The following is a 21,566-nucleotide window of genomic DNA, read 5'->3' on the forward strand; positions in this document are numbered from 1 at the left end:
CGGCACCGGGCCGGTCCCCCGCGGAACCGGCCCGGCGGCGCTCAGCCCAGGTTCGGGACCGTCCAGTCGATCGGCTCGTGGCCCTGCCGCGCCACCGCCTCGTTGATCTGCGTGAACGGACGGGAGCCGAAGAACTTCTTCGCCGACAGCGGCGAGGGGTGCGCGCCCTTGACCACCACATGCCGGGTCTCGTCGATCAGCGGGAGCTTCTTCTGCGCGTAGTTGCCCCACAGCACGAAGACCGCCGGGTCGGGTCGCTCGGCGACCGCGCGGATCACCGCGTCGGTGAACTTCTCCCAGCCCTTGCCCTTGTGCGAGTTGGCCTCGCCGGAGCGGACCGTGAGCACCGCGTTCAGCAGCAGGACGCCCTGCTGGGCCCACGGCATCAGATAGCCGTTGTCCGGGACGGGGGTGCCGAGCTCCTCGTGCATCTCCTTGTAGATGTTGCGCAGGGAGGGCGGGATCTTCACGCCGGGACGGACCGAGAAGCACAGGCCGTGTCCCTGGCCCTCACCGTGGTAGGGGTCCTGACCGAGGATCAGGACCTTCACCTTGTCGTAGGGGGTGGCGTCCAGCGCGGCGAAGACCTCCTCGCGCGGCGGGTAGACGGGACCCTTCGCCCGCTCCTCCTCGACGAACTCCGTCAGCTCCTTGAAGTAGGGCTGCTGCAGCTCGTCGCCCAGAACCCCGCGCCAGGACTCGGGCAGCATGGCGATGTCGGTCACGTCAACTTCCTCACGATGTGCGGTGAACGGTGTGCGGTCACTTCCAGGTCTCAGAACCTACAGGCGACCACTGACAACGGTCCTCCGCTCCGTGAACCAGGCCCGCTACCAGCTGGTCTTGCGGGACAGCTCCCCCATCATCATGATCGTCGACGGGTCCAGCGCCTGCTCCGCGCCGGAGATGTCGTCGCTGGCGGCCACGAACTGCTTGCCCTGCCACAGCGGCAGCAGCCGGGCGTCGCGGACGAGGATCTGCTGGGCCTGCTCGAAGTCCGAGACGACGTTGGCGCGGTCGCTGACGCTGCGCGAGCGGGGCAGCAGCACGCCGGTGATCTCGGGCGCCGGGTAGGGCGTGCCGAGCGCGTTCTGGTTGCCCACGAAGGGCGCGATGAAGTTGTCGGGGTCCGGGAAGTCGGGGAACCAGCCGCGCCCGAACACCGGGTACTCGCCCTTCTGGTAGCCGGTGACGTACGTCTTCCAGGGGCGGCTCTTGAGGGTGACCGTGAACAGGCCGGAGTCCTCCAGCTGGCGCTTGATCTCGGCGAACTCCGGCTTTGTCTGGGAGCCGTAGCGGTCGCTGGTGTACCAGAGGGTGAGCGGGACGCGCTGGGTGATGCCCGCCTCGGCGAGGATCTTGCGGGCCTTGGCCGGGCTGGGGCTGCCGAAGTCGTCGAAGAAGTCGGTCGTGTGGCCGGTCAGGCCCTTGGGGACCATCGAGTACAGCGGCTCGACGGTGTCCTTGTAGACCTTGTGCGCGATGGCGCCGCGGTCGACGACCTGGGCGACGGCCTTGCGCACCGCGGCCTTCCCGGCCCAGGGGTCCTTGGGGTTGAACACCAGGTAGTTGATCTCGATGCCGGCGCCCTCGATGAGCTGCAGGCTGCCGTTCGTGTTGTGCTTCTGCAGGTCGACGATGTCGTCGGCGTCGAGGCCGCGGAAGGCGACGTCGAGGCTGCCCTTCTTGAGGTCGGCGACCATGGGGGCCGACTCCCGGTAGTACCGGATGGTCACCGCGTCGTTCTTGCGGTCGGCGGCGCCCTTGTAGTTGTCGTTCTTGGCGAGTTCCGCCCGCTTGCCGTCCTCGTAGGACCGCAGGGTGTACGGGCCGGAGCCGTAGACCTTGTCGTCCTTGCGCAGGGAGGAGGCCGGGTACTCCTCCGGGTCGACGATGGACATGGCGGGCGTGGCGAGGACGAACGGGAAGGTGGCGTCCGGCTTGTTGAGGTGGAAGACGACCTCGTTGTCGCCGAGCACCTGGACCCGGTCGAGGCTGCCGAGCAGGCCCGCGGGACCGCCGTTGAGGTTGATCTTCCTGATCCGGTCGATCGAGTACTTGACCGCCTCGGCGTCGAGCGGGTGCCCGTCGGAGAACTTCAGTCCCGAGCGCAGCTCGCATCTGTACGTTTTGTTCGAACTGTCCGCGAAGCGGCAGTTGTCCGCCGCGTCGGGCTGTGGAGTCGTCGCTCCCGAGGGGTAGCTGAGGAGCGTTTGGTAAATGTTGCGGAACAACTCCCAGGACTGGTCCCAGGAGGCGGCCGGGTCCAGTGTGCTGGGGGCACTGGTGGTGCCGACGGTGATCGGCCCCTTGCTGTCGGAGGAGTCCGACGACAGGACACCGCATCCCGTCACCAGGGACGATATGGACGCGATGGCCGCCATCTGACGCAGGCGTCGCTTCCGGTTGAACACGCGCTCGCTCCTCGATCTGCCGTACCAAGGGTCGGCAGACCATACCGCAGGGCAACGGAGGTTGAACCCGCCTCGTACAAGGGGCTTGATCAGCTTGTTTATGACGACGTTGTCATCGGACCGTGCCCTTCCCGTACGACGACGAGGGCGCCGTTTCCGTCAAGGAAACGGCGCCCTCGGGTGCCCGATCGTTACCCTCGCGGGCGGGTGGCGTCAGCCCACTCCGGCGTTCAGGAAGATGCCGCCGTCGACCACGAGCGTCTGGCCGGTGACCCAGTCGGACTGCTCGGAGGTGAGGAACGCCGCGGCGCCGCCGATGTCGGACGGCACGCCGAGCCGGGCCAGCGGGTAGGCGGCGGCCGCCTCGGCCTCCCGGCCCTCGTACAGGGCCTGGGCGAACTTGGTCTTGACCACGGCCGGTGCGATCGCGTTGACCCGCACCTTGGGCGCGAACTCGTGCGCCAGCTGCTGGGTCAGGTTGATCAGCGCGGCCTTGCTGACGCCGTAGGCGGCGATGAAGGGCGAGGGCGCGAGGCCCGCGACGGAGGCGATGTTGACGATGGCACCGCCGTTGTCCTTCTGCCAGGCGTGCCAGGTCTTCTGCGCGAAGCCGAGCGCGGAGATCACGTTGGTCTCGAAGACCTTGCGCGCCACGTTCAGGTCGAGGTCGGCGATCGGCCCGAACACCGGGTTGGTGCCGGCGTTGTTGACCAGGAAGTCGACGCGGCCGAAGGCCTCCATGGTGCGCTCGACGGCCTCGGCCTGGTGGTCCATGTCGTGCGCCTTGCCGGCGATGCCGATGACGCGCTCGGCGCCGAGCTGGTCGACGGCCTCCTTCAGGGCGTCCTCGTTGCGGCCGGTGATGGCCACGCGGTCGCCGCGGGCGACGAGCGCCTCGGCGACGCCGTAGCCGATGCCGCGGCTGGCGCCCGTGACGAGGGCGACCTTGCCGGAGAGTGCGGGGAGTTCAGTCATGGCTGGGAGTTCTCCTAGTCGAGCGGTCCGCCGGCGACGTACAGCACCTGGCCGGAGACGAATCCGGCCGCCTCGCCGGTGAAGAAGGCGATGGCGTTGGCGATGTCGTCGGGCTCGCCCACCCGGGCGACGGGGATCTGGGTGGCCGCGGCGGCCTTGAAGTCCTCGAAGCCCATGCCCACGCGGTCGGCGGTGGCCTTGGTCATCTCGGTGGCGATGAAGCCGGGGGCGACGGCGTTGGCGGTGACGCCGAACTTGCCGAGCTCCTTGGCGAGGGTCTTGGTGAAGCCCTGCAGACCGGCCTTGGCGGCCGAGTAGTTGACCTGGCCGCGGTTGCCGAGCGCCGAGGAGGAGGACAGGTTGACGATGCGGCCGAAGCCCGCGTCGACCATGTGCTTCTGGCAGGCCTTCGACATCAGGAAGGCGCCGCGCAGGTGGACGTTCATGACGGTGTCCCAGTCGGAGACGCTCATCTTGAACAGCAGGTTGTCGCGCAGCACGCCCGCGTTGTTGACCAGGATCGTCGGCGCGCCGAGCTCCTCGGCGATGCGCGCGACGGCGGCCTCGACCTGCGCCTCGTCGGAGACGTCGCAACCGACCGCGATGGCCTTGCCGCCGGCCGCGGTGATCTTCTCGACGGTGTCCTTGCAGGCACCCTCGTCGAGGTCGATGACGGCGACCGCGCGGCCCTCGGCGGCCAGTCGTACGGCGGTGGCGGCCCCGATGCCGCGCGCTCCGCCGGTGACCACGGCTACCCGCTGCTCAGTGGTGGACATTGCTGCTTCTCCTCGCCCTCGAGAGAACCTGCGGCGCGGTGAGCGACCGCTTAGTACCTTCGTCGCACGTGACGCTAGAAGCCCTGGCACCCGGTGTCAACGTCACACGAGCCCGGTGTGATCGATTACCTCACCAGCAGGTCGAGCAGTCGCTCCGTCTCGGCCGCCGGATCGGCGGTGAGCCCAGTGTGCACCGGGCCGGGCCGGACGACCGTGGAGCGCGGCGCGACGAGCCACCGAAAACGCCGTCCGGCGTCCTCGCCGGCGGCCTGTCCGGCCGCCTCTCCCCCGCCGCAGACCCGCTCGACGGCGCCGAGCGCCGCCCGCACACCGGCCACGTCGGCCTGCGGGTCGAGGGCTAGCAGCCGCGCCTCGTCGAGGTGGGTGCGGGCGCCGACGTACGCCTTCGCGCGGCAGTACAGCAGGACGCCGGCGTTGATGCACTCGCCGCGCTCGGCGCGGGGCACGACGCGCAGCAGCGCGTACTCGAAGACGTCCCGTTCGTTGGTCTCGCCGCCCCGGATGATGTGCCGCTCGACCACGGCGCCGGCCATGTGGATGTGGCGCTCGCTCACTTGCTTCCCTCGATTCCCGTGATGCGCTCGTGGACGGACGCGGCCCGGGCCAGCAGCGGCCGGATGTAGGCGCGTCTGAGGTCGTCCGGCGTGTCGAAGCCCGGTTCGCCGGCCAGCCAGACGTCCGGGACCTCGGCGGTGACCTCTGCCAGGAGGTCCTCGGTGATCTGCGGGGCCAGCTCTGCGGCGGCCTGGGCGACGTCCGGCGCGAAGGACTTCAGGGCGTGGTCACAGGCGTCGTAGGGGCGGGCGGCGGAGGCCTGCGCGCCGGGCCAGTTGTGGTGCCAGATCATGGTGGCGCCGTGGTCGATGAGCCATAGTTCGCCGCGCCACATCAGCAGGTTGGGGTTGCGCCAGGAGCGGTCGACGTTGTTGATCAGCGCGTCGAACCACAGGACCCGGCCGGCCTCCTCGGGGCTCACCTCGAAGGCGAGCGGGTCGAAGCCGAGGGCGCCCGGGAGGAAGTCCATGCCGAGATTGGTGCCGCCGCTTGACCTCAGCAGTTCCTGGACCTGCTGGTCCGGTTCGCCGAGGCCCACCACCGGGTCGAGGTCGAGCGTCACCAGGCGGGGCATCCGGAAGCCCAGCCGGCGGGCGAGTTCACCGCAGACGACCTCGGCGACCAGCGTCTTTCGGCCCTGTCCGGCGCCGGTGAACTTCATGACGTACGTCCCGAAGTCGTCTGCCTCGACGAGCCCCGGCAGCGAGCCGCCCTCACGCAGGGGCGTGATGTAGCGGGTCGCGATGACTTCCTTGAGCATCGCCCCAGGTTACTGGCCGACAGCGAACCGACAGCTCAGGTTTACCCCGACCTGAACTCGAACGCGTTTAGATCTCGACATCGTCTACATCGGCTGAACAACCAACGGCTCCAGCCCGTACCCCTGTCCAGATCTACGAAGCTTGCTATGAAGGGACGTCGGCATGACGACCAGCGAATCGCTTCCCCCCACCGCGGCGCCCGGCCGCCGGACCGTCGTGGCGGCGGTCGGCGCGGCCGGACTCGCCGTCGCGCTGACCGCGTGCGGCTCCTCCGACGACGACTCCGCCTCCTCCGCCTCGAACACCCAGGCCGGTGCGAACACCACGGGCGGCACCGCCGGCGACACCGGCGCGAGCGCCTCCACCGGCTCGCGCGGCGGCACGGCCCTGGCGAAGACCGCCGACATCCCCGAGGGCGGCGGCAAGATCTTCAAGGACCAGGCCGTGGTGGTCACCCAGCCGGCCTCGGGCACGTTCAAGGCCTTCTCGACCAAGTGCCCGCACGCGGGGTGCGCGGTGAGCAGCATCGCGAACGGCGTCATCGTCTGCCCGTGCCACGGCAGTCAGTTCTCGGTCGAGGACGGCAGCGTGAAGAAGGGTCCGGCGACCAAGGGGCTGGCGGCCGAGAAGGTGACGGTGAGCGGGGACTCGATCACGCTGTCCTGACCGGGTCGTGCCGGGGCCGTCGCAGACAGCCCAGCACCTCGTCCGTGGTCGCGACCGTGGCGACCAGCGCGAGGGTGTGCCGGATCATCGCGGGGGTGTAGTCGGAGGGCACCCCCGCGATGGCGTCGGACGGCACCACGACGGTGTAGCCGCGGTTGACCGCGTCGAAGACGGCGTTGGGGATCGCCACGTTGGCCGAGACGCCGGTGACGACGAGGGTGCGGCAGCCCAGGTTGCGCAGCAGCGCGTCGACGTCGGTGCCCTGGATCGGGGAGAGTCCGTGGAGCCGTCGTACGACGAGGTCCTCCTCGGCCACCTCGATCGGGGGCGCCACCCGGACCGCCGTGGTTCCGGACAGCTGCTGGACGGGCAGGCGTTCGGCGGCCCGGAAGAGGTGGGCGTTGCGGTTGGCGCCGCGGCCGTCCGGGCGTCGCTCGGCGACGGCGTGCAGGACCTGGACACCGCTGTCGTGGGCGGCGGCGACCAGCCGCGCGACGTTGGCGAGGACGCCGGACGAGCGTGCCTCACGGGCGAGTTCGGGCAGGGCGCTGTCCGGGCCGACGACGCCCTGCTGGCACTCCACGGTGAGCAGCACGGTCGTGGCGGGGTCGAGGAGCTCACTGAGCTTTTCGTACGACGGCACGGTTCCCCCTGGTCGCCTGCGGTCCCCAGCGGGCGCGAGAGTAGCCACCATTGCGCGAGGACGGAAGACGACCCATCCTTTTCTGACGTGATGTCAGAGGATCATCCGAGTTCCTCTGACACGACGTGAGAGAAGAGGGGGACACATGACCGTCACTCAGCGTCGGGGCCGGAAGATCATGATGACGCCCGGCGAGCTGGACGAGTTCCTCGTGAGCCAGCGCACCTGTCGGGTCGCCACCGTGTCGAAGGACGGTGCCCCGCACGTCAGTACCCTGTGGTTCGCCTGGGACGGCACGTCGTTGTGGCTGTACTCCGTCGTGCGCAGCAAGCGGTGGACCGACCTGCGCCGCGACCCACGGGTGGCGATAGTGGTGGACACGGGCGAGGAGTACGAGGAGCTGCGCGGCGTCGAGCTGTCCGGATCGGTGGAGTTCGTGGGCGAGTTCCCGCGCACCGGCGAGCTGTGCGCCGAACTCGACGTTCCCGAGACGCTGTTCGCCCGCAAGAACTTCGGCCTGGAGGAGATGCCGCACGACGGCCGGCACGCCTGGATACGACTGACCCCGGACAAGATCGTCTCCTGGGACTTCCGCAAGCTGGGGCCCGCCTAGCCCACGGTCCGTCCGGCCTCCTGCAACGCCTCCACCGCCGCCCGGATCGACGGGCGGCGGTCGGCGTCCGCGCGCCAGACGGCGTAGATCTGGCGCCGCACCGACTGCCGTACGGGCACGGTGCGTACGCCCTCCGGCACCGGACCGCGGCCCAGCCTCGGCGCCACGCACACACCCAACCCGGCTCCGACGAGGGCGAGTTGGGTGGGGTGCTCCTCGGCGCGGTGGGCGACGCGCGGTTCGATGCCCTTGGAGCGCAGGGTGTGGATCAGCCACTCGTGGCAGAACTCGTTCTCGTTCCAGGTGACCCAGTCGTCGTCGGCGAAGTCCTCCAGGTCCACCTCGGCGCGCTCCGCGTGCCGGTGGTCGGCGGGCATGGCCACGTCGGCGGTGTCGTCGAGGATGACCGCCTTGACCAGGCCCTCCGGCATGGGCAGCGGCCTGTTGTACCAGTCCAGGACGACGGCGAGGTCGAAGTCGCCGCGCATCACGGCCAGCACGGCCGGCTCGGGCTCCATCTCGCGCGAGGTGGTGCGCAGGCCCGGGTGCGCCTTGCGCAGCTGTGACAGGGCGAGCGGGAACAGGCCGCGTGCTGCGGTCGGGAACGCGGCGAGGCGGAGTTCGCCGACCACCTCCCCGCGGTGCGCCTCCAGGTCGGACTGGGCGAGCTCGACCTGGGAGAGGATGCGGGCCGCGTGTTCGGCGAGCAGCCGGCCGGCGTCGGTGAGCCGCACGCCCCGGCCGTTCTTGGCGACGAGCTGCTGGCCCGCCTCCCTTTCCAGCTTGGACAGTTGCTGCGAGACCGCCGACGTCGTCACGTGCAGCCCCTCGGCCGCGCCGCTGACCGAGCCGTGCCGGGCGAGGGCGTCGAGGGTGCGCAGGCGCTCCAGGTTCAACATGTAAGTGATGCTACGAGATACCTGGAGAAGATGTCGCTTGTGCTACGAGATCGTTGTGCCGCATGGTTACCGTCATGACCACCGCGACCACCGCCCCGACCTCCGCGCCCCTCCCCGTCCGCCGCCCCGCGCTCGACTGGCGCCTGCGCTTCGGCGCACTGTCCCTGATCTGGGGATTCAGCTTTCTTCTGATCAAGGTCGGTACGGACGGCTACGCGCCGTTCCAGGTCACGCTGGGCCGGCTGGTGTTCGGGACGGCGGTGCTCGCGCTGGCGATGGCGGTGAAGCGGGCGCGACTGCCCCGCGGGCTGCGGACGTGGGGGCATCTGGCGGTGGCCGCGTTCCTGCTGAACGCGCTGCCGTTCTCGCTGTTCGCGTACTCCGAGCTGACGATCCCGTCCACGCTGGCGGGGATCTGCAACGCGACCTCGCCGCTGTGGGGCATGGCACTGTCCCTGGTCGCACTGTCCGAGGACCGGCCGTCCCGCGTGCGGGTCGCGGGGCTGGGGGTCGGGTTTCTGGGGGTGCTGACGGTCCTCGGCGCCTGGCAGGGGTTCCACGGGCTGGACGGCAGGGGGACCGCGATGGCGCTGCTGGCCTCGCTGAGCTATCCGGTCGGCTGGATCTACGTCCGCCGGACGCTGGCCGGGTCCGGGTATTCGACCCTGTCGTTGACGGGGGCGCAGTTGTTGCTGGCGACGGTCCAACTCGCTTTCGTCACGCCGCTGTTCACCACCTTCCCGGAGCGGGTCGCCCTGGTGCCGTTGCTCGCCGTCGCCGCGTTGGGGGCGCTGGGCACCGGGTTGGCCGTTCTCATCCAGTACGGGCTGGTCGGCGAGGTCGGGCCGACGACGGCCCAGATGGTCACGTACTTCATTCCCGTCATCGCCACGGGGGCGGGTGTGGCGATCCTCGGGGAGTCGCTGAGGTGGTCCACGCCTGTGGGGGCGGTGATCGTGCTGGCGGGGGCGGCGCTGACGCAGGTGCGGGGGCGAGCGGGCGAGGGCGCCTAAGGGGGTGGGGTGCGGGGAGCGTGGGCGGGTGCGGGTTTGGTGGGGCTTGTCGCGCAGTTCCCCGCGCCCCTAAGGGCCGTGGCGGTCGCCCCCTGTACGTGATTCCTGGGACGCAGGTGCGGGGAAGGGCGCGTGAGGGGGTGGGGTGCGGGGAGCGTGGGCGGGTGCGGGATTGGTGGGGCTTGTCGCGCAGTTCCCCGCGCCCCTGAAGGGCGTGGCGGTCGCCCCCTATACGAAGTTCCGCTAAACGAAGTTCCGTGTGGGTGACGGGGCCACCGCATCGGCCACCGCGTCCGCCAAGGGAGCGACCTCTTGCGGAGCCAGGGTCGAGATCGTGATGCGGATGCCCTGTGGGGCGTTCAGGCGGAAGCGGGCGCCCGGGGCCACCGCCCAGCCCGCGTGCAGGAGACGGGCGACGGCTCCCGTCTCGTCGGGGACCGGGATCCAGACGTTCATGCCGCTGCGGCCGTGTGCCTCGACGCCGCGGTCCGCCAGCGCCTCGATCAGCAGGTCGCGCCGTTCGCGGTACGCCGCCGCCACGGCCCCGGTGTCGAGCGTGTCGTCGCTCCACAGTCCGACCACGGCGCGCTGGGTGATGCGGCTGACCCAGCCGGGGCCGAGGCGGTGGCGGCCCGTGACCCGGTCGACCGTGGTGGCGTCGCCGGTGAGGACGGCCACTCGGAGGTCGGGGCCGTAGGCCTTGGCGACCGAGCGGACGAAGGCCCAGTGGCGGGTGACGCCGGCGAGGGGGTGGAGGGGGAGGTCGACGATGCCGTGGCCGTGGTCGTCCTCGATCAGGAGGGCCTCCGGGTGGTCGCGCAGCACCGCGCGCAGGGCACGCGCGCGCGTGGCGGTCACCGCGGCGCCGGTCGGGTTCTGGGCGCGGTCCGTGACGACGAGCGCGCGAGCGCCGGCATCGAGGGCGCGCCGGACGTCGGCGGGGCGCGGGCCCTCGTCGTCCACACCTACCGGGGCCGTGCGCAGGCCGAGGGCCGGGACCAGGTCGAGCAGGCTGCCCCAGCCCGGGTCCTCCACGGCGACCGTGTCGCCGGGCTTGAGGTGGGCGGCGAGGACCCGCTCGATGGCGTCCAGCGAGCCGGAGAGCACGGCGAGCGGACCTTCCGGCACGCCGTCGGCGTCGAGCCGGGACCGTGCGATCCTCGCCAGCTCGGGGTCGACCAGGGCCTCCCCGTACAGCACGGGCCGCCGGTCGTGCTGTTCGGCCGCCGCCGCGAAGGCCTTGCCCAGCGGTGGCAGCAGCGCCGGATCCGGGTTGCCGTTCGCCACGTCCCGCACTCCCTCGGGCACGTCCATCCGTACGTACTCGCGGCCCGTAGTGGCCGGCTTGGAGCGCACCCTGCTGCCCCGGCGTCCGGCGGTCTCGATCACCCCGCGCTCACGAAGGATGCGATAGGCGGCCGCGACCGTGTTGGGGTTCACCCCCAGCTCGACCGCCAACTCCCGCATGGGAGGCAGCAGTCGACCCGGCTCCAGCTCGCCCGAGCCCACCGCGCGCTCGACGCTGGCCGCGATCTCTGCTGCGCCCCGACCCTCGATCCGATATCCTCCTAGCACAAACCAGATTATGCACTAGTGCAATACGCTCAGCAAGTCGAGGAATCACGGAGACCGCCATGCAGGGGACCGCCCAGCCGACATCGCAGGCCACCGCCTACACGCCGACCGACCGCACCGTCCCCACCCGTTCCGCGGAACGGGCGTCGTACGACAAGGAGCTGGTGCACGCGATACTCGACGAGGGGTACGTGTGCCATCTGGGCTTCGTGCGGGACGGGGCACCGGTGGTGCTGCCCACCCTGTACGGACGGGTCGGCGACCGGCTGTACGTGCACGGCTCCACCGGGTCGCGCCCGCTGCGGATGACCGGCCAGGCCGACCCCGGCCTGCCGGTGTGCCTGACGGTCACGCACGTGGACGCGCTGATCCTGGCCCGTTCGGCCTTCCACCACTCGATCAACTACCGGTCGGTCGTGGTGCACGGGATCGCCCACGACGTGACCGACCCCGAGGAGAAGCGGGCGGCGCTGGACGCGCTGGTCGACCACGTCGTCCCCGGGCGGGCGGCGGACTCCCGGCCCGCGAACAAGAAGGAGCTGGCCGCGACCGCCGTGATCCGGCTCGACCTGGACGAGGTCTCCGCCAAGCTCCGCACCGGCGGTGTCAACGACGAGCCCGAGGACCTGTCCCTCCCCCACTGGGCCGGCGTCGTCCCGCTGCGCAAGGGGTACGAGACCCCCGTCGCCGACGACGAACTGACTCCCGGCATCGGCCTCCCCGACTACCTGGCGGTGCCGTGATGCTCATCCACCCCTGGGACGCGGCACACGACGACACCGAGTGGCAACGGTGGCTCGCTGGGCACGACTTCGGGCAGCTCGCCGTCAGCGGTCCTCCGGGCGAGGCGCCGTACGTCCAGCCGCTGCACTTCCTCTACGACGCCGAGCGCGCCGAGGTCCTCACCCATTTCGCCCGGCCCAACCCGCTGTGGCCCGCCCTGGAGGCCGGCCCCGAGGTGCTGCTGAGCGTGGTCGACGACTACGTCTACGCGCCGGGGTACTGGCAGGTCGCACCCGGCGAGCCGACCGAGCACGGCACGCCGACGAGCTACTACGCGGCCGTACAGCTCCGCTGCCGCGCCCATGTGGTGGACGACCCGGAGGAGAAGGCCGCCCTGCTCAACCGTCAGCTCGGGCATTTCCAGCCGGAGGGCGGCTCGGCGGAGGTGGCGGTGGGCGAGGTGCCGTACGGCAGGATGCTGTCCGGTCTGCGCGGGCTGCGGCTCGAAGTCGTCGACGTCCGGGCGAAGTTCAAGTACGCGGGCCGCAAGCCCGAGGTGCGGGAGCGGGTGCTGGCCGGGCTGGCCGAACGGGGCGGCCCGCGGGACGCCGCCGCGCGCGAGCATCTGCTGCGCCGGCACGGCGTGTGACACGAGGTGTGACACGGGGGTGTGACACAAACAGCCGCGCCGGCGCAGAGCACTGAGGAGAGGGACCTCACGGGGGAGGGTCCCTCTCCGGCTCACCCCTGCGGCGCCTCCCGCGTCTCCGCGCGCGCCAGGCCCGCGACGGAGGCGAGCATCAGCCCGATGCCGGCCAGCGTGGCCGCGGTCAGCCGCTCGCCGAACACAGCGAAGCCGAGGACGGTCGCGCCGACCGGCTCCAGCAGCATGATCACGGCGACCGTGGCGGACCGTACGACGGCGGCACCAGCGAAATAGAGGGTGTACGCGAGAGCCGTGGGGACGGTCGCAAGGTACGCGAACAGCAGCAGGAACGGGCCCGGTTCGACGATCCGCGGCAGCAGCCCGGCGGTCAGGGCGAGGGGCAGCAGCCACAGGGACGCGCCCGTGAAGGTGGCCACGGCCGCCGCGGAGGCGTCCGTCACCCCTTCCCGTCGGGTGAGCAGCGTCATCGCGCACTGACCGGCGGCGGACAGCACGGCGAGCAGCACACCCCACGGCCGTACCGTCGCCCCCGCTCCCCCGAGGACGACGACGCCCAGCCCGAGCAGTGCCCCACCGACCGCGACCGCGCCACCGCGCCCGAGCCGCTCCGCCAGGACCAGTCGCGCGGCGAGCGCGACCAGGACGGGCCCGGTGCCCAGGGTGACGACGGTGGCCACGGCCAGCCCGGTGGCCGAGACGGCGGCGAAGTAGGCCGCCTGGAACACGGCGAGCCCCAGCCCGGTCGCGGCAGCCCGCGCGATCCGCCGGCCGAGCGGGTCCCGGCCGGCCGGGCCGGGTGTACGGCGCAGGGCGCGGACCGCGAGCAGCAGCAGGAGCCCGGCGGCGCAGCGCCAGAAGGACAGGGCGACGGGTCCCATGTCGCCGGTCCGTCGGACCAGCGACGCGGCCGCACCCGCGGTGCCCCAGACGGCACCGGCGACGATGAGACAGCCAAGGCCTCGCCCTACGGGCAGGCCGGTAACAGCGTTCGACACGAGTCTCTCCGCAGCCGCGTGGCGGCGGCCCTCGGGCGGCGGCCACGCGGAAGTCGACGAATGAACGGACCTCGTCCGCGGGCAGCACCGTCAGCGCCCGGAGCATGCCGGGCGCGGTTGCTCGGAAGCCCGCCTCAGACGGCGGGCGGAGAGACGATGACGTGGATGGTCGAACGCACGGACCGGACCCTAGGCGGCGGTCTCACGGGCCGGCAACCCACTTTCCGCGCCGGCCTGTCCGCCGGCCACCGGCGCGCCCGAGCCCTTGCCCGGCGTCGACGACTGGGCGATGAACGCGCCCACCAGGACGACCGCGCCGCCGGCGATCTGCGGTGCGGACAGGTGCTCGCCGAGCAGCACCCAGGCCAGGACGGTGGCGATGACCGCTTCCAGGCAGGCCACGACACCCGCGACCTGCGGGGAGAGTCGCCGCACCGACAGCACACCGGTGACGTAGGCGAGGACGGTCGCGACGAGGACGATCCAGGCCAGCAGCAGGCCGGCGGGGACCGGATCGCCGTCCATCCGCGCGGTGCCGGTCAGCACCGTCCAGTCCATGGTCCACGGGCGGGCCACCGCGGTCAGCACGACGGCGCCGATCAGCAGGCCGTACGCGATGACGCCGAGCGGGTCCGGCGCGTCCTCGCCCGCGTCGCTGCCCTGGTCGGACAGGACGAAGTAGCCGACCTGGCAGCAGGCGGCACCGAGGGCGAGCAGCAGGCCGAGGGCGTCGAAGCCCAGGCCCGACCAGATCTCGACGACGCAGGCAAGGCCACCGACCGCGAGCACCACGCCGAGCGCGGCGGCGCGGGTCACCGGGCGCCGCTGGATGAACCGCACCCAGCCCAGCACGAGGCCGGGCGCGAGGTACTCGACGAGCAGCGCGACCCCGACGGGGATGCGCGAGATCGCGGCGAAGTAGCAGGCCTGCACTCCGGCCACCGCCAGCAGTCCGAAGCCGGCGAGCAGGACGGGACGGCGGCGCAGCAGGGCGCGGTGGCGCACGGCGACCGGCAGCATCACCAGGGCGGCGCCGGCCACCCGCAGCCACACCACGTGCAGCGGGTCCAGCCCGGCCTCGATCAGCGGCTTGGCCGCGACACCCGACCCGCCGAAGGCGACGGCGGACGCCAACGCCAGCCCGAGCCCGGCTCCCTTGCCGTGGCCGCCACGACTGCTCTCAGACCTGTGCACCGGCACATGATGACAGGCGACGACATGAGCGTCACCCCCGTTGACACCTGTCTCACCGGCTGGACGCGCGGCCGGGCCGCAAAGGCTCGCCCAGGCGCCCGGCCGTCACCTCGACTCGGCGGGCAACCGCTCGACGTGGGCGAGGACCTCGTGGCTGTCGATCCCGGCGCGGTCCAGGACCTCCACGGCGCGGGCCTGCCGGTCGACGACGAGCGCGGCCAGCAGGTCGATACCGAGTGCGGCACCGTCACCCCGAGCGGCGGCGCGCTCGCGCGCGTACTCCATCGCGCCCGCGGCCAGCGGCGACATCCCTTCCGCCGCCGTCACCACCGGGACGGCACCGGAGTCCTCGACCGAGCCCTGCCAGCGCAGCCCGTAGCCGATGCTGCGCTGCACCAGATAGCCGAGCAGCCGGGCGATGCCGGGGCCGTCGCCGAAGACGGCGCGCGCCTGGGGGTCGTACTCGAGCAGCGAGTGCAGCAGATGGGCGGTGTCGATCTGCCGGTCCCCGTCGCGCAGCGCCCGCCGGCGGGCACCCGTGACGACCGCGGCCAGCTCGTCACTGAGGCCGGCATCGTTGTCCGGGCGCGGCCCGGCGGACTGGTCGCCGACCTGCTGCCGGGGGATACGGGGTTGCACACCCTTACCCCATCAGCCTCTCCGCCTCCGGTCATCCCCGACGGGAAGCATTTCGGCGTCCCACACAGAGTGGACCCAGGGGGTCGAAATCTCCTCCTTACGGATGAGAATCAGGCCGAGTCGACCCGAGACGCGGTACGCCCTCCCCCGGGCACCCGGTACGTGTACCGGGTGTACGCCCCGGACGACGCGCTGCCCGCCGACCTGTTCTGGGACGCCTGGCACTGCCACGGCGAGAGCGCCTTCCCGCGCGCCCGGGACGAGTTCGACGCGGCCGTGATCCGCCGGGTCGGCCGAACCCCGAGGACGGTCGCCTCCACAAGTCCTGACGGTTCATCAGTATTGAATGTTGCGACCTCTGCGGTTACTTTCCGCGGCACCACAGCCCGATACGAAGAGGTGGTCGCATGCCCGAAATCAGCGCGGAGGCACGGATCGAGGCGCCGGCCGAGAAGGTCTGGGCACAGCTCACGGACTGGCCCGCCTACGGCGAGTGGAACGCCACCCACACCAGCTTTCCGCAGGGCGGCCCGACCTCCCTCGAAGTGGGCGGGACCTTCCAGGAGAACATGAAGCTGATGGGGTTCCCGGCCGAGGTCGAGTGGACCATCTCGGAGCTGGAACCGGCCCGGGTCCTCGCCATCACCGGCAAGGGCCCGATGGCCGTGAACGTGGCCACGCGCTACACCCTGACCCCCGACGGCGACGCCACGAAGGTGCGCATCGACGGGGAGTTCACGGGTGCCGCGGTCACGCTGATGGCGGGGAGGCTGAAGGACTCGGGTACGGCCGCCCTGAACGAGTCGCTGCGCAAGCTCGCCGGGCTGGTGTCCTGACCCTGCGGACACGGGAAGGCGCCCCGCGGAGTGTTCCGCGGGGCGCCTTCGTCGCCGTAGGACCCTCAGTCCTCGTCGGCGAGGATCAGGTACAGCTTCTTGCGGGCCTCGTTGATGACGGCCAGCGCCTTCTCGCGCTGCTCCTTGCTGCCGGTCTTCCAGACCTGGCCGAAGGCCTCCATCAGGCCGAAGCCGGCCTGCCGGATCTCACCGAGCGCCTCGAAGTCGATGCCGCGGGAGGCTTCCTCCCAGGGCGCGTCCGGGCCCTCGTCGGCCGCGGTGCGGCCGGACTCGGTGAGCGAGAAGAGCTTCTTGCCGCCCTCGCTCGCGCTGGCGATCAGACCCTCGTCCTCCAGCAGCTGGAGAGTGGGGTACACCGAGCCGGGACTGGGCTTCCACGCCCCGCCGCTGCGCTCGGCGATCTCCTGGATCATCTCGTAGCCGTGCATCGGCCGGTCCTTGAGCAGGGCGAGGATCGATGCCCGTACGTCGCCGCGCCGCGCCCTCCCCCTCGGTCCGCCGCGTCCTCGCGGCCCCCAGGGGCCCGGGCCGAAGCCGGGTCCGCCGAAACCGAAGCCCGGGCCTCCCGGGCCGCCGGGGCCACCCGGCCCGAAGGGCCCGAAGGCACCACGCCGACCCTCGAAACCACCCCGGCCACGAGAGCCCGGTCCACCGTGTCCACGCTCGAATCCATGGGAACGCATCGCAATCACTCCATTCCATCGTTGATCTGTCGCGATGGGTCAACGATATATCGGAACCTGTCGCATGACAAGGCCCGAAAATCGGTGGTCAGTGGCGCCTAGACCCGGCTCGCCCAGCCGAAGGTGAAGAGACAGGCCCGGCGTCCCGCCTCCGGACCGCGCACGCCGCGAAGGAACACGACGACCAGAGCGGCGAGGAAGAGCAGAGCAAAGGCTCCGGCCACGAGGGCACCGGCGGCCGGCCCCACGGACAGGCCCGCGATCACGCTAGCCACGATGACCATGCCCAGGCCGAGGTGCGCGGCAGGCAGGTCGGCCCTGATCAGCTCGCGCAGCGTCCCGCGCATCGCCCGCATGTCGGAGTCGTACCGCTCTCGCGCCGCTTCCGGATCAGCGGCGGGGCCCTCGGGCCACCGTTCCGTCATGGTCCCCTCCTCCCCCTCGACGACCGGCCGCGAGCAGCCCGCCGCTCTCCGGACGCCACGTCACGCGGGCCCCTGCGGGCGTCAGTGACCCCGGAACGCCTCCTCCAGCCACCATGCTCCGTGGTCACGGGTGACCTTCGCGTCCACCAGCAGGGGTGTCGCGCGTGGTCCGGCGATCCATTCCGCCACCGCCTTCAGGTCGGCGAGGGTGCGTACGGTCACCGCCTCGAAGCCGTAGCCGCGTGCCACGGCGGCGATGTCGGTCTCCGGGAAGGTGACCGTGTCCAGCGGGAAACCGTCCGGGCCGAAGTGGTGCACCTCGGCACCGTAGGCCTCGTCGTTGTAGACGACGACCACCATCGGCAGCCCGAGCCGGCGCACGGTGTCCAGTTCCACGGCGCTCATCAGCGCACCGCCGTCTCCCAGGGCGGCCACGGGGAGCCGGTCCGGCCGCGCGAGCGCCGCGCCGATCGTGGTCGCGAGGCCCAGTCCGATGGACTGGAAGGCCTGGGTGAAGCAGAAGCCGTTCTCGTCCGGGACGGAGAGGTACGCGCTCGGGTAGCCCATGAAGTTGCCCGAGTCCACGCCGACGACCCGTTCGGCGGGCAGGATCTCGTCGAGCGCGATGCTCAGCGTCCGCGGGTCGATCCGTTCCCGGGTGCCCTCGTCCTCGTACGGCACGTCCCGCCATCGCGCCCGCTCTGTGAGCGCGGCGGCGACGTCCGAGGTCCGGTAGCCCTCGCGGCCCTCACCGGTGGCCGCGAGGGCGCGCAGTGCGGTGCGCGCGACATCGCCGACGACGCCGAGCTCCACCTCCCGGTGCGCGCCGAGCGCCTCCGGGTCGTCGTCGACCTGTACGACGGCCGCGTCGGGGCCGATGAGGGTGCCGTGTCGCATGGTCCACATGTTCAGCGCGCAGCCCCAGCCCACGATCAGGTCAGCGCCCCGGATCAGCTCGGTGGCCAGTGGAGAGGCGAAACCGCCGGAGACGTCGAGCGACCAGGGGCCGGCGTGGAAGAGGCCGCGGGCCACCGCCGAGGTCGCCAGCAGCGCGCCGTACCGCTCGGCGAGGGCGATCAGGGCGTCCCGGGCGGCGGGGGTGCGGGCGCCGCGGCCGGCCACGAAGACCGGGCGCCGGGCACGCTCCAGGACCCGTACGAGATCGACCACCGCCTTCTGCGACGGCTCGACCGGCTCCGGTCCCTCCGGCGGTACGGCGTGCAGCGGGACGCCCTCGGGGACGTCAAGGGCCTGGACCTCCAGCGGCAGGTTGAGCAGCACGGTGCGGCGCTCGTGCCGGGCCCGGCGCAGGGCGGCCGCGGCCTGCTCGACGGCGTCGTGCGCGGTGGTCACGCGGGCGGTGACGGCCCCGACGGAGTGGGCCAGTACGGCCTGCTCGACACGGAAGTTGGAGCGCTGGGCGGTCGCCTCCGCGGCCAGCACCAGCAGCGGGGTACGGCTCTTGGCGGCCTCGGTGATGCCGGTGAGGGCGTTCGTCAGGCCGGGACCCTGGTGGACGCTGAGCGCGGCGAGAGTGCCACTCGTGCGGGCGTAGGCGTCGGCCATGGTCGCCGCGCCGCCCTCGTGCCGGGCGGCGACGAACCGGGCGCCGGCGGCCACCATGGCGTTGGTGAGGTGGAAGTTGCCCGAGCCGACCACCCCGAAGACGTGGTCGACCCTGGACGCGACGAGCGCCCGTCCGACGGCTTCGGCGACCTTCACGACCGCTCCACCAGGGCGAGCACCCGGGCGGGGGCACCGGAGCCGGAGACGATGGGCAGGGGCCCGGCGACGACGAGGGCGCCGGTCGCGGGCAGGACGGCCAGGTTCTGCAGCTGGGTCAGGCCGTACTTGCCTGCGCCCAGGAGGTGGGAGTGGCAGGGGAACGCCGGGTCGAAGGAGTGGGCGCGGCCCGCGTCCGTTCCCACGGTCTCCGTGCCGAGGCCGATCACCGGGGACTCCTCGGCGACCCAGCGCGCGCACTCCGGTGACAGGCCGGGCGTGTGCGGGCCGCCGTCGTCGGCGTTGAGGAACTCCTCCTGCGAGTGCGAGCGCGCGTCCCAGCCGGTGCGCACCAGCAGCCAACCGCCGTCCGGCAGGGGTCCGTTGGCGGCCTCCCAGGCCTTGATGTGGTCCACCTCGACGAGGAAGTCGGGGTCCTCGGCGGCCTGCTCGGAGAAGTCGAGTACGGCGGCCGGTGCGATCAGGCGGCTCGCGGGCACGGACGCCACGTCGTCGAGATCCTTGCCGGTGACCCAGTGGACGGGGGCGTCGAAGTGGGTGCCGGTGTGCTCACCGCTGCGGAAGTTGTTCCAGTACCAGGCCGGTCCCCGGTCGTCGTAGCGGCTGATCTCCTCCAGTTCGAAGGTCTGGGTCTGGCCGAAGGGGGGCGGCAGCTGGATCACCGGGGTGGTCGAGGAGAGCGGCTGCGTGAGGTCGACGACTTCTACTGCGCCGCTGCGCAGCCCCGCGAGAAGGGCGGCGAGCACGGACGGCTGGGACATGACGGCCTCCAGGGCGGGGCTGAACTGTCAACGCCTGTCTGTACAGGGTGTCAGCCGATGACCGGTTCTCGGCGGCACACACTCCGAAAAACGGTCCACGGACCGCGAATTGGACTTGGTGGCGGAGGCCACGCCGCCCTAGCGTCGAACCATGCGAATCCGAATCGTCGACGCCTTCACCGACCGCGCCTTCGCCGGCAACCCCGCCGGCGTGCTGCTCCTCGACTCCTTCCCCGACGACGACCGGCTGCAGAAGATCGCGCTGGAGGTGAACCACGCCGAGACGGCGTTCGCGCACCGGCTCCCCGAGGGCGGGGAGGCGGACTGGGCGCTGCGCTGGTTCACGCCCGCGACCGAGGTGGCCATGTGCGGCCACGCCACGCTCGCCACCGCCCACGTGCTGCACACCACCGGCGCCCACGAGGGCACGGTGCGCTTCGCCACCCGCAGCGGTGTCCTGGTGGCGACGCCCCGCGAGGACGACTCGGTCACGCTGGACTTCCCGACCGCCCCGCTCACGGCGGTGGAGGTGCCGGCCGGGGTCGCCGACGCGCTGGGCGCCGAGCCGCTGCGCACGTACGACACCGGGCCGAACGTCGGCGACCTGCTGGTGGAACTCGCCGACGAGAAGACGGTCCACGCCCTCTCCCCCGACCTCAGGGCGCTGGGCGCCTACTCGGAGCGCGGCATCATCGCCACCGCCCGCGCCGCGGACCCCGCCCAGGGCTACGACTTCGTCTCCCGCTGCTTCTTCCCGAACGTCGGCATCGACGAGGACCCGGTCACCGGCAGCGCCCACACCGCGCTGGCCCCCTTCTGGTCGGAGCGCCTGGGCAGCGCCGTCCTGACCGGGCTGCAGGCCTCGCGCCGCTCCGGCCGCGTCCGCACCGAGCTGCGCGGCGACCGCACCCTGCTCACCGGCCACGCGGTCACCGTGATCGAAGGCGAGCTGCTGGCCTAGGCCCTGTCGTCAAATTCCCGTCGTCCGCCCGTAGGCAGGCGGGAATTTGACGACAGGGCCTGGGAACTACGGGGTCGGCAGCCAGCCCACCTTGCCGGCGAGCAGCGCGTAACCGACGAACGCCCCGATGTCGAGCAGAGAATGCGCCACCACCAGGGGGCCCACTCGGCCCCAGCGCCGGTACAGCCAGACGAAGACCACGCCCATCACCATGTTGCCGACGAAGCCGCCGATGCCCTGGTAGAGGTGGTAGCTGCCGCGCAGTACGGAACTGGCCACCAGCGCGGTCCCCGGGGTCCAGCCCAGCTGTCCCAGCCGGCGCAGCAGATAGCCGACGACGATGACCTCTTCGAGGATCGCGTTCTGGATCGCCGAGAGGATCAGCACCGGGTACTTCCACCACACGTCGGGCAGGGCCTCGGGCACCACCGTGAGATTGGCGCCGAAGCCCCGCGCGGCCAGGTAGAAGGCGATTCCGGTACTGCCGATCACCGCCGCGACGGCGGCGCCGCGGCCCAGGTCGGGCCAGGGCCGGGTGCGGTCGAAGCCGAGGGTGCGCAGGCTGCCGCCCTCGCGCAGCAGCAGGTGCGCGACGAGGGCGACGGGCACCAGGGCGGTCGCGATCCCGAACAGCTGCCAGGCGAGATCCAGCCAGGGCCGGCCCGGCGCGGCCGAGGCGTTGAGGGTCGCCGCCTGGTCCTTGAGCCCTCCCGGTTTCGTCACCGATCCGACAAAGCTGATCAGGGCGGACACTCCGCTCGCACCGAGCGAAAGCCCCAGAACGAGCAGCGTCTCGTCACGGAGGATTCGCCGCGAGAGCCGCTCAGGAGGAACAGAATCGGCCACCGCACCCGTCTCCGCCTGCACACCTGACTCCAATTCAGTAATCCCGCCTCATCCCCATCCCCGCCCCGCTAGGGTCTCGAAAGAACTTACGAAGATCGTGCGCTTGGCCGTCAGGGGGGGGACGGACGCCGTACGGGGCGTACCTCCCCTCCGCATGCCGT

The 21,566-nt window shown here is 71.7% G+C and carries 24 protein-coding genes; 7 read left to right on the forward strand and 17 right to left on the reverse strand.

Annotation, left to right across the window (positions count from 1 at the left end; translation table 11 throughout):
- Positions 1-41: 41 nt before the first annotated feature.
- The 6 genes from ung to FBY22_RS26900 all read right to left on the reverse strand — a co-directional run bounded on the left by ung (position 42) and on the right by FBY22_RS26900 (position 5,501).
- Positions 42-725: a uracil-DNA glycosylase gene (gene ung, locus FBY22_RS26875; protein WP_142150161.1), complete on the reverse strand. Its 684-nt coding sequence runs from the start codon at positions 723-725 to the stop codon at positions 42-44.
- A 105-nt stretch (positions 726-830) separates the two neighbouring features.
- The gene (locus tag FBY22_RS26880) at positions 831-2,414 is read right to left on the reverse strand and encodes an ABC transporter substrate-binding protein (RefSeq protein ID WP_142150163.1); all 1,584 of its coding nucleotides are present in this window, start codon (positions 2,412-2,414) and stop codon (positions 831-833) included.
- 213 nt (positions 2,415-2,627) lie between these two features.
- Positions 2,628-3,389 carry an SDR family oxidoreductase gene (locus FBY22_RS26885; protein WP_142150165.1) on the reverse strand — a complete coding sequence of 254 codons (762 nt, stop codon included), beginning with the start codon at positions 3,387-3,389 and terminating at the stop codon, positions 2,628-2,630.
- A gap of 14 nt (positions 3,390-3,403) precedes the next feature.
- Positions 3,404-4,165, reverse strand: a complete 762-nt coding sequence (fabG, locus tag FBY22_RS26890) for a 3-oxoacyl-ACP reductase FabG (protein ID WP_058926647.1) — start codon at positions 4,163-4,165, stop codon at positions 3,404-3,406.
- A 125-nt stretch (positions 4,166-4,290) separates the two neighbouring features.
- Complete coding sequence (locus tag FBY22_RS26895; protein WP_142150167.1) at positions 4,291-4,740, reverse strand: DUF3037 domain-containing protein; 450 nt, start codon at positions 4,738-4,740, stop codon at positions 4,291-4,293.
- Positions 4,737-5,501, reverse strand: coding sequence for a HipA family kinase (locus tag FBY22_RS26900; RefSeq protein WP_142150169.1), 765 nt, complete (start codon positions 5,499-5,501; stop codon positions 4,737-4,739). Before FBY22_RS26900 ends, FBY22_RS26895 begins: the two co-directional genes overlap by 4 nt.
- 163 nt (positions 5,502-5,664) lie before the next feature.
- Here FBY22_RS26900 and FBY22_RS26905 point away from each other — a divergent pair, with 163 nt between their 5' ends.
- A complete protein-coding gene (locus FBY22_RS26905) occupies positions 5,665-6,168 on the forward strand; it encodes a Rieske (2Fe-2S) protein (protein ID WP_142150171.1) in 504 nt (167 codons plus the stop codon).
- Here the strand turns inward: FBY22_RS26905 and FBY22_RS26910 are convergent.
- The gene (locus FBY22_RS26910) at positions 6,155-6,811 is read right to left on the reverse strand and encodes a cysteine hydrolase (RefSeq protein ID WP_142150173.1); all 657 of its coding nucleotides are present in this window, start codon (positions 6,809-6,811) and stop codon (positions 6,155-6,157) included. The genes FBY22_RS26905 and FBY22_RS26910 overlap by 14 nt on opposite strands.
- Before the next feature lie 145 nt (positions 6,812-6,956).
- On the opposite strand from FBY22_RS26910, the gene FBY22_RS26915 reads away from it, so the two are divergent.
- Positions 6,957-7,424: a pyridoxamine 5'-phosphate oxidase family protein gene (locus FBY22_RS26915; protein WP_142150175.1), complete on the forward strand. Its 468-nt coding sequence runs from the start codon at positions 6,957-6,959 to the stop codon at positions 7,422-7,424.
- On the opposite strand, the gene FBY22_RS26920 is transcribed toward FBY22_RS26915, so the two are convergent.
- Positions 7,421-8,323, reverse strand: a complete 903-nt coding sequence (locus tag FBY22_RS26920) for a LysR family transcriptional regulator (RefSeq protein WP_142150177.1) — start codon at positions 8,321-8,323, stop codon at positions 7,421-7,423. The two genes, FBY22_RS26915 and FBY22_RS26920, sit on opposite strands and share 4 nt — an antisense overlap.
- A gap of 62 nt (positions 8,324-8,385) precedes the next feature.
- Here FBY22_RS26920 and FBY22_RS26925 point away from each other — a divergent pair, with 62 nt between their 5' ends.
- Positions 8,386-9,336, forward strand: a complete 951-nt coding sequence (locus tag FBY22_RS26925; RefSeq protein WP_142150179.1) for a DMT family transporter — start codon at positions 8,386-8,388, stop codon at positions 9,334-9,336.
- A 243-nt stretch (positions 9,337-9,579) separates the two neighbouring features.
- Here FBY22_RS26925 and FBY22_RS26930 read toward each other — a convergent pair whose 3' ends face one another.
- Entirely contained in the window at positions 9,580-10,911 is a 1,332-nt protein-coding gene (locus tag FBY22_RS26930; RefSeq protein WP_142150181.1) for an aminotransferase class I/II-fold pyridoxal phosphate-dependent enzyme, read from the reverse strand.
- Positions 10,912-10,970: 59 nt separating this feature from the next.
- Here FBY22_RS26930 and FBY22_RS26935 point away from each other — a divergent pair, with 59 nt between their 5' ends.
- Positions 10,971-11,654, forward strand: a complete 684-nt coding sequence (locus tag FBY22_RS26935) for a pyridoxamine 5'-phosphate oxidase family protein (RefSeq protein WP_142150183.1) — start codon at positions 10,971-10,973, stop codon at positions 11,652-11,654.
- Positions 11,654-12,283, forward strand: a complete 630-nt coding sequence (locus FBY22_RS26940; RefSeq protein WP_142150185.1) for an FMN-binding negative transcriptional regulator — start codon at positions 11,654-11,656, stop codon at positions 12,281-12,283. The genes FBY22_RS26935 and FBY22_RS26940 overlap by 1 nt, the downstream gene beginning before the upstream one ends.
- 92 nt (positions 12,284-12,375) lie before the next feature.
- Here FBY22_RS26940 and FBY22_RS26945 read toward each other — a convergent pair whose 3' ends face one another.
- The 3 genes from FBY22_RS26945 to FBY22_RS26955 all read right to left on the reverse strand — a co-directional run bounded on the left by FBY22_RS26945 (position 12,376) and on the right by FBY22_RS26955 (position 15,129).
- Complete coding sequence (locus FBY22_RS26945; RefSeq protein WP_142150186.1) at positions 12,376-13,296, reverse strand: DMT family transporter; 921 nt, start codon at positions 13,294-13,296, stop codon at positions 12,376-12,378.
- A gap of 189 nt (positions 13,297-13,485) precedes the next feature.
- Positions 13,486-14,496, reverse strand: coding sequence for a DMT family transporter (locus FBY22_RS26950; protein WP_142150188.1), 1,011 nt, complete (start codon positions 14,494-14,496; stop codon positions 13,486-13,488).
- Between the two features lie 99 nt (positions 14,497-14,595).
- Positions 14,596-15,129, reverse strand: a complete 534-nt coding sequence (locus tag FBY22_RS26955; RefSeq protein ID WP_142150190.1) for a Clp protease N-terminal domain-containing protein — start codon at positions 15,127-15,129, stop codon at positions 14,596-14,598.
- 407 nt (positions 15,130-15,536) lie between these two features.
- Here FBY22_RS26955 and FBY22_RS26960 point away from each other — a divergent pair, with 407 nt between their 5' ends.
- Complete coding sequence (locus FBY22_RS26960; RefSeq protein ID WP_142150191.1) at positions 15,537-15,965, forward strand: SRPBCC family protein; 429 nt, start codon at positions 15,537-15,539, stop codon at positions 15,963-15,965.
- Positions 15,966-16,030: 65 nt separating this feature from the next.
- On the opposite strand, the gene FBY22_RS26965 is transcribed toward FBY22_RS26960, so the two are convergent.
- The 4 genes from FBY22_RS26965 to FBY22_RS26980 form a co-directional block, all read right to left on the reverse strand.
- Positions 16,031-16,669, reverse strand: a complete 639-nt coding sequence (locus FBY22_RS26965; protein WP_142150193.1) for a PadR family transcriptional regulator — start codon at positions 16,667-16,669, stop codon at positions 16,031-16,033.
- A gap of 98 nt (positions 16,670-16,767) precedes the next feature.
- A complete protein-coding gene (locus FBY22_RS26970) occupies positions 16,768-17,094 on the reverse strand; it encodes a hypothetical protein (RefSeq protein WP_142150195.1) in 327 nt (108 codons plus the stop codon).
- Between the two features lie 81 nt (positions 17,095-17,175).
- On the reverse strand, positions 17,176-18,816 hold the full coding sequence (locus tag FBY22_RS26975) for a thiamine pyrophosphate-binding protein (RefSeq protein WP_142150196.1): 1,641 nt from the start codon (positions 18,814-18,816) through the stop codon (positions 17,176-17,178).
- Positions 18,813-19,598, reverse strand: coding sequence for a cyclase family protein (locus tag FBY22_RS26980; protein ID WP_142150198.1), 786 nt, complete (start codon positions 19,596-19,598; stop codon positions 18,813-18,815). The genes FBY22_RS26975 and FBY22_RS26980 overlap by 4 nt, the downstream gene beginning before the upstream one ends.
- Before the next feature lie 151 nt (positions 19,599-19,749).
- Between FBY22_RS26980 and FBY22_RS26985 the strand changes: the two genes are divergently transcribed.
- A complete protein-coding gene (locus tag FBY22_RS26985; RefSeq protein WP_142150200.1) occupies positions 19,750-20,559 on the forward strand; it encodes a PhzF family phenazine biosynthesis protein in 810 nt (269 codons plus the stop codon).
- 66 nt (positions 20,560-20,625) lie between these two features.
- On the opposite strand, the gene FBY22_RS26990 is transcribed toward FBY22_RS26985, so the two are convergent.
- A complete protein-coding gene (locus FBY22_RS26990) occupies positions 20,626-21,426 on the reverse strand; it encodes a CPBP family intramembrane glutamic endopeptidase (protein ID WP_142150202.1) in 801 nt (266 codons plus the stop codon).
- Between the last annotated feature and the right edge of the window lie 140 nt (positions 21,427-21,566).

Origin of the sequence: Streptomyces sp. SLBN-31 (assembly GCF_006715395.1) — a bacterium.
Lineage (GTDB): Bacteria > Actinomycetota > Actinomycetes > Streptomycetales > Streptomycetaceae > Streptomyces.